Source organism: Intrasporangium sp. (genome assembly GCF_030452765.1).
Classification (GTDB): domain Bacteria; phylum Actinomycetota; class Actinomycetes; order Actinomycetales; family Dermatophilaceae; genus Intrasporangium_A.
In genome coordinates, this window is record NZ_JAKDLO010000223.1 from 1 (window position 1) to 6218 (window position 6218).

Sequence of the window (6218 nt, forward strand, 5' to 3'; positions counted from 1 at the left end):
GGCCACCTTTCGCGGGGGGGGGGGGGGGTGGGGGGGGTCTGGTGCCGGCCGGCGGCGGCTCGGCCGGCTCAGGGTCCGAACAGCTGCGCCCATCCCGGCGCGTCGTTCGGCTGCGCGCCGACGCCTCCGGCGACGGTCCAGCGGTTGACCAGGCTCACCGAGTCCGGGCCGACACCGGCCTGCTCCGCGGTGACCACGAGCGCCACCGTGTTGGCACCCGGCTCGAGGAACCCGGACGGGATGACGAACTCGCGCTGTGGGCCGACGTTGTTGACGTACTGACCGGTGTTCCAGCCGTTGACGAACAGCAGCGCGCGGTAGCGGCCGGCCTTGCCACCGTCGTCGTCGAACCGGATTGCCCATGCCGTATCGGTGCCGTCTCGGCGCGGGACGGTGACGGAGGCGCGGTAGAAGCTCACGCCGGGACGGGCGCTCTTGAGCGACTGGGTGCTCGGCCAGCTCGCGTCCGGGGCACCGGGCAGGTGCCAGCCCTGCCGCTCGCCCCAGAGCCCGCCGTTGTTGTAGAGACCGCGGGCGATATCGACCGGCTCGTCGGCACCCACCGCTCCCTGCAGCCGCCACACCCACGGACCCGCGCCGTCGATGGCGACGTCGACCAGCCCCCGGCCGCCCTTGGAGCGGCCGTCGGCCGACCAGTCCTCGTACTGGCCCATGTTGCGCACGAGCACCGAGACCTCGGCCGGTTCGCCCGGCGTCAGCGCGCCGGCTGGGATGGCCACGGTGTGCCCGCCGTCGCCGACGGAGCCGAGGTAGGCGCCGTCCAGCCACGCGAGGGCGACCCCGGCGGTACCGGTCTTCACGGACACCGAGGCGCTGGTGGCCGCCGTGCCGGGTGTGAACCGCCCGCGGTACCAGACGTCGCCCTCGTGGAAGCCGTACTCCTCCGCGTCCAGCACCACTCCCGCCTGCGCGCCGGCCGCATGCCGCGGGTTCTCCGACGCCTGCAGATCCGCCACGCGCCATCCTGAGTCGTCGAAGCCGGGTCGGCGCTCGGGGTCGGAGGTCGCCGTCCGCCAGGTCGAGACGGTCGACCCGGTCAGCTGGGTGGTGCCCGGCAGATGGACCACGAGCGCCCCGGCGCGGTTGCGCCACGCAGGCACGCGCTGCCCGTTCCACGTCACACGGTGCACCCGGGGCGGCGCGTAGAGGGTTGCGGTGGCTGCCGATGCGGTGTCGCCGGTGAGCGCCAGGGTGGTGCCCAGCGACATACGGGCGGTGCGCACCAGCGCTGCGCCCATGACGAGCACGTCCGTCCTGCCGGCGTCGAGCCGCCACGTGCTCTGCACCGAGTCGCGGTTGGTGAGGATGACGAGCAGGCTGGGCGCCCCGCCACCCGAGATGCGCACCACGGTGGTCCCGTCGTGGGTGTAGTCGAGCCGAAGGTCGTGCCGCTTCGCGTCCCACGTCACCTTCGCGCCAGACCCGGAGAGCTGTTCGACGCGGGGGCGGATGCGGTAGCGCAGCACCGTCTCGCCACTCGTCCCGGTGGCGCCGTCGAGGACCACGGCGTCCTGCGGCGACCTGCTCAGCGTGGTGAGCAGCTGGGAGGTGGAGTAGACGAGCCGGTGCGCGCCGAAGCGGTAGTCGGCCAGCAGGGTGGTCGCGTCACGGCCCTGCACCGCGATGCCGGGTCCCTCCTGGGGGATGCGGGGGTATGCCGCTGGGCCCGGTGGCGGGGGCGGCGTGACCGTCGGTGCGGTGTCGAAGGCGTCCACCGAGATGAAGGTGCCCTGCGAGGCGGGAGTGCCCTTCTGGCCGGTGACGACGAGCCTCAGGGTGTGTTCGCTCTCGCCGAGGTCGTTGGCCTCGAACTTGACCTGCTGGAAGGTGGCCGACGAGGCGTAGCTGTCCACCGTGGCCTTCTTGACCCCGTCGACGTAGACGTCGGCGGTCCCGTGGTTGCTCGAGTCGGGGGCGATCCAGCGGATCGTGGGACCCGTGAAGCTCAGCTCCACGCTGTCGCCTGCGCGGTTCGAGAACGTCTCGTCGTCCTGGTAGTCGCCGCTGGTCCAGCTCTGCCCGGAGGCGTGGGTCCAGTCTCCGGTGTAGCGGATGGTCGTGGTGTCCGAGTCGTTCCAGCGGTAGCTCGGCGGTTCCGGCGGCTGCGGCACGACGGACAGGTCGAGCGGCATGGTGACGTGCGCGGTCGAGGTGTCGTCGGAGTCGGCGTGGCGCAGGGTGAGGATGCGGGCGCCGTTGCCGGACACGGAGGTCCGCGCCGTGTCCTCGCTGGAGAGTCGCTGGTCGACCCGGACCGCTCCACCGCCGTCCTGCTCGAACGCCGGCGAGCTCACCGCGTGCGCCGAGGCGATGGGGGCCACCGCCTCGAAGAGGTAGCCGTACTCCTTCTGCGCGCTCATCTTCGGACGGACCTGCCGGTCCTCGGCGATCGGGGCGCCGTAGTCGTATGACGTGAAACCGGAGCCCGGGTCGCCCGTCCAGCCCCAGTTGGTGCCGCCGTACTCCATGTAGGCGTTGGTCATCGTCGCGCCGTTCGCGACGTTGTTCGCGGCGAACTGCCGGGTGAACGGCTCGTCGACGAAGTCGGCGCACCGGCTGGTCTGGAAGTCACGGCCCCATGCGGTGAAGGCACCGGCCTGGCCCTCGGCGATGAAGACCGGGGTCTTCGGGGAGTAGCCGCGGATGCGTGCTTCGTAGTCGCCGAGCCGACCACGGGACCCGGCGCAGTCGAAGCCGAGTGGGTAGGTGTCGAAGGCGTAGAGGTCGAGCTGCGAGCCCCCGCTCCCGCCGGGCACGTTCCACCCGTGACCGTCGCCCCAGTCGTTGTGGAACAGCGGCACCGTGATGCCGTCGTCCTTGACCGCCTGCTGGAGCTTGTCGATGTAGGCGATCTGCTTGGCGCCGTGGCTGATCTGCTCGTTCTCGACCTGGTAGGCGATGACGCTGCCGCCGCCGTCGGTGAGCTGGTGCCGCTTGATGATGGCGTCGACGTGGGCCAGCCAGTCGAGGTCGGCCGCGACGCTCTTGGCCTCGTCGAGGGTGCGCGGGGCACCGCCGTAGTTGGCCAGGTAGGCGGGCAGCCCACCCATGCTGGCCTCGGCGTTGATGTACGGTCCCGGGCGCGCGATGACGTACAGCCCCTCCTGCTCGGCCATGGTCAGCAGCCGGTCGATGTCGCGCACGCCAGTGAAGTCGAACTGGCCCGGCCTGCTCGAGTGGTAGCCCCAGAAGAAGTAGAGCGACACGGCGTTGAACCCGGACGCCGTCAGCTTCTGCAGCACGTCGCGCCACTGGTCCGGGCTGGGCAGCCGCCAGTAGTGCAGCTCACCGGAGTAGACCACCAGCCGCTTGCCGTCGACCTTGAGCGAGTGCTCGTCCCAGGTGATCCGGTGCGACCTGCCGTCGTTGCCTGGGAAGGCCGGCGGCCGCACCTGCGAGGCGCTCGAGGTGGCAGTCGCCACCGGGCCGCCTGGGGCGGCAGCGGCAGGCACCGAAGCCGCGACAGCACCGGTGATCGCGGTGGCCAGTGCGGCCAGGGCTGCGACGGTCTTGGTCCTGAGGGTCTTGGTCCTGAGGGTCTTCGTGCTGAGGGTCTTCGTGCTGAGGGTCTTCGTGCTGAGGGTCATCGTCCTGAGGGTCATCGCGCGTCCACGCTCACTTCGGCGGCTGTGGTCCATGGGTTGCCGTGCTGCTCGGTCAGCGCGACGAGCTTGACGTAGCGGGCGTCGGTCTGGGCGAAGGGGATCCACTTCTCGCCGAAGCCGGCCGCGAGGAAGCCCGTGGCGACCGGGGCACCCCAGGTGGTGCCGTCGGCGCTGGCGTAGACCTCGTAGTCCTTGATCTGCCCGTTGGCCGAGTCCTGGCGGGGCAGGTAGCGCACTGCACAGACCGACCTGGTGGCGCCGAGGTCCATCGTGATCTGGTGCGGCGGTGGCGGTGAGCCGCCGGACCACTGGGTGTGCCAGAAGGTCGAGGTGTCGCCGTCGATCGCGTTGCCGACCGGCGCGTCCTCCCCGGTGGTCTCCTCGCTGTCGGCGGTGGCCGCAGTGGGCCGGGTGGGCGTCAAGGCGCAGGTGGCCTGCAGGTCGCTGCTGCTGCTCGCCCGCTCCGTGCCCGACCGGGTGCTCCACTCGACGGTGGCGGTCAGCGGGACGGCGCGCGCTGTGGGAGTGCTGTCACCGCTCCACGACAGGCGCACGGTGCCCTCGCGTGACTCCCCCGTGGCGAGGTCGCCGAGGTCGAGCTCGACAGGGGCGACGGTGACGCCGTCCGGCGCCTGTACGCGCAGGTGCACCCCGGCCACGCGGCCGGCCACGCGGTTGGTGATAGTCAGCGGGACCGACGTGCTGCCGTCCTGGGCGAGCAGCGCCTTGGCCGGCAGCTTCACCGCGACGGGATGCGCCACGAGGTCTGCCGCGTCGTCGAGGAAGGTGTCCAGGACGCCGTCACCGACCTTGACCTTCGCCGCGCCCCACGCGTTGCGAGGCGGATCGACCCGTATCTCGCTCGCCCGTGCCTGCAGCTGCCTGGACTGGTCGGTCAGCTCCTTGGCCCTGTCGACCTCGCCGCGCAGCCGGGCGGTGACGGCGTCGAGCTGGACCACCATGGCCCGGCCCCACAGCTCGGTGGCGTCCAGCCACGGCCCGGCGTCGGCGACGAAGCCGGCCTGCACCGAGCCACGGCGGATGGTGGCCGGGGCGCGCTGGATCGCAGCGGCATACGCCTTCAGCCCGGCGACGGCCCGCGCTGGGTGCGCGCCGTCGAGCAGCTCCCAGAATCGCGCGACGCGCCTGCCCAGCTCCGGGGCCTGCGGTTGCCACGGGGTCGTACTGAAGGTCGGCGCGAGGTGCTCGAGGTCACCGAAGACGAGCAGCGCGGTGGTGGCCGCATGGTTTCCGCCGGCGAGGTAGGACATGGCGCGCGGCCAGTCCACGTCCGCGTCGTAGGCGCGGTCGTTCCAGGTGAAGTCGGCGGCGCCGAACACGGCGACCTTGCTCGCGTACGGCTGGTTCATCGGGTTGGCGACGATGCCGCTGAGGTGGTCGGACAGCCCGCCCTCACGCTTGTCGTAGGGCGCGAGCAGCAGCCGCCCGGCGGTGTTGCCGTAGTCGTTGACCGGGTAGTTGTCCCACACGAAGACCTTGCGGCCGAACAGCGCCGAGGCGCGGTCGGCCTGCTCGTTGGTGATCGACGGCGGCACCACCGCGGTGCCGGTCCACATGACCACGACGGCCGGGTCGAGGGTGGAGCGCAGCTGCTGCTTGTAGGCGGTGTCGGTCAGGTCGCCGTACTCGGTGGGGACCATCTGCAAGGGCCGGGCGCCGGGGTGGCCGGCCACCCAGCGGCGCTGCAGGTCGTTGAGCAGGCTCACCTGCGCCTTGGCAGCCGCGAGGCGGCCGGGCGCGCCGTATGCCGCCTCGTCGCCTGGGCAGTTCCAGCTCGTGTAGCTGATGTCGTCCAGCGGGACGGAGAACGCCCGTACCCCGAGGTCGTACATGCTCTGCAGCTTCGCCTCGAGCTTGTCGCGGTCGCCCCGGTCGGAGTAGCAGATCGAGCCGCCGGGCGAGACGGCGAAGGTGAAGCGGACGTGATTTGCGCCCGCCCGCTGCACCAGCGTGCCGAGCTCGGCGAGCTTGTCGGCGGGGTAGGGGTCGCGCCACCGGTCGCGGTGGTACGGGTCGTCCTTCGGCGCGTAGATGTAGGTGTTCGCCTTGACCTGGCCGTAGAAGTCCATCTGGTCGAGCCGTTCGGCCGGTGTCCACGGCGGGCCGTAGAAGCCCTCGATCGTCCCGCGCAGCGGCATGGCGGGCCAGTCCGTCACCCCAACCTGCGGGAGCTGCCAGCCGTGCCTGCCCCACTGCAGCAGCTGCCTGAGCGTCTGCACTGCGTAGAACTGACCCGAGCCGTCGACACCGCCGATCGCCACCGTCGTCCCGCGCCACGAACGGCTGGATCGCAGGGCGTAGCCCTCGTCGGCAGTCGGGACGCTCGTGCCGGAGAGCGCCGCGTCGACATCTGCACGCTCGGCATCGCCGAGGTGGATGGTCAGCAGCCCCGGACGCGGACGGCTCGAGCCGGCCGCCACGCGCTCGATGCGAGTGACCCCGCGCGAGCGCAGCAGCGCGGTCAGGACGGCGTCTGCCGCCTGGTCCGTGTCGGGGCCGACCACGAGTCGCACCCGACCGGTCACCGGCACGCTGCCGCCGATGGACGGCGCCGGCTGGCAGGCTGAGTTC

The 6218-nt window shown here is 71.7% G+C and carries 2 protein-coding genes; both read right to left on the bottom strand.

Features of this window, described 5'->3' with window-relative positions:
* Nucleotides 1–68 precede the first annotated feature (68 nt).
* On the bottom strand, nucleotides 69–3608 hold the full coding sequence (locus L0H79_RS19835) for a beta-galactosidase (RefSeq protein ID WP_301486370.1): 3540 nt from the start codon (nucleotides 3606–3608) through the stop codon (nucleotides 69–71).
* An 11-nt stretch (nucleotides 3609–3619) separates the two neighbouring features.
* Nucleotides 3620–6218 (bottom strand): beta-N-acetylglucosaminidase domain-containing protein (locus L0H79_RS19840; protein ID WP_301486371.1); only part of this gene is annotated, 2599 nt, incomplete at its 5' end.

Bases quoted from the DNA above. Each gene is read 5' to 3' on its own strand.
- L0H79_RS19835 (WP_301486370.1), bottom strand. From the start codon at position 3,608: ATGACCCTCAGCACGAAGACCCTCAGCACGAAGACCCTCAGCACGAAG.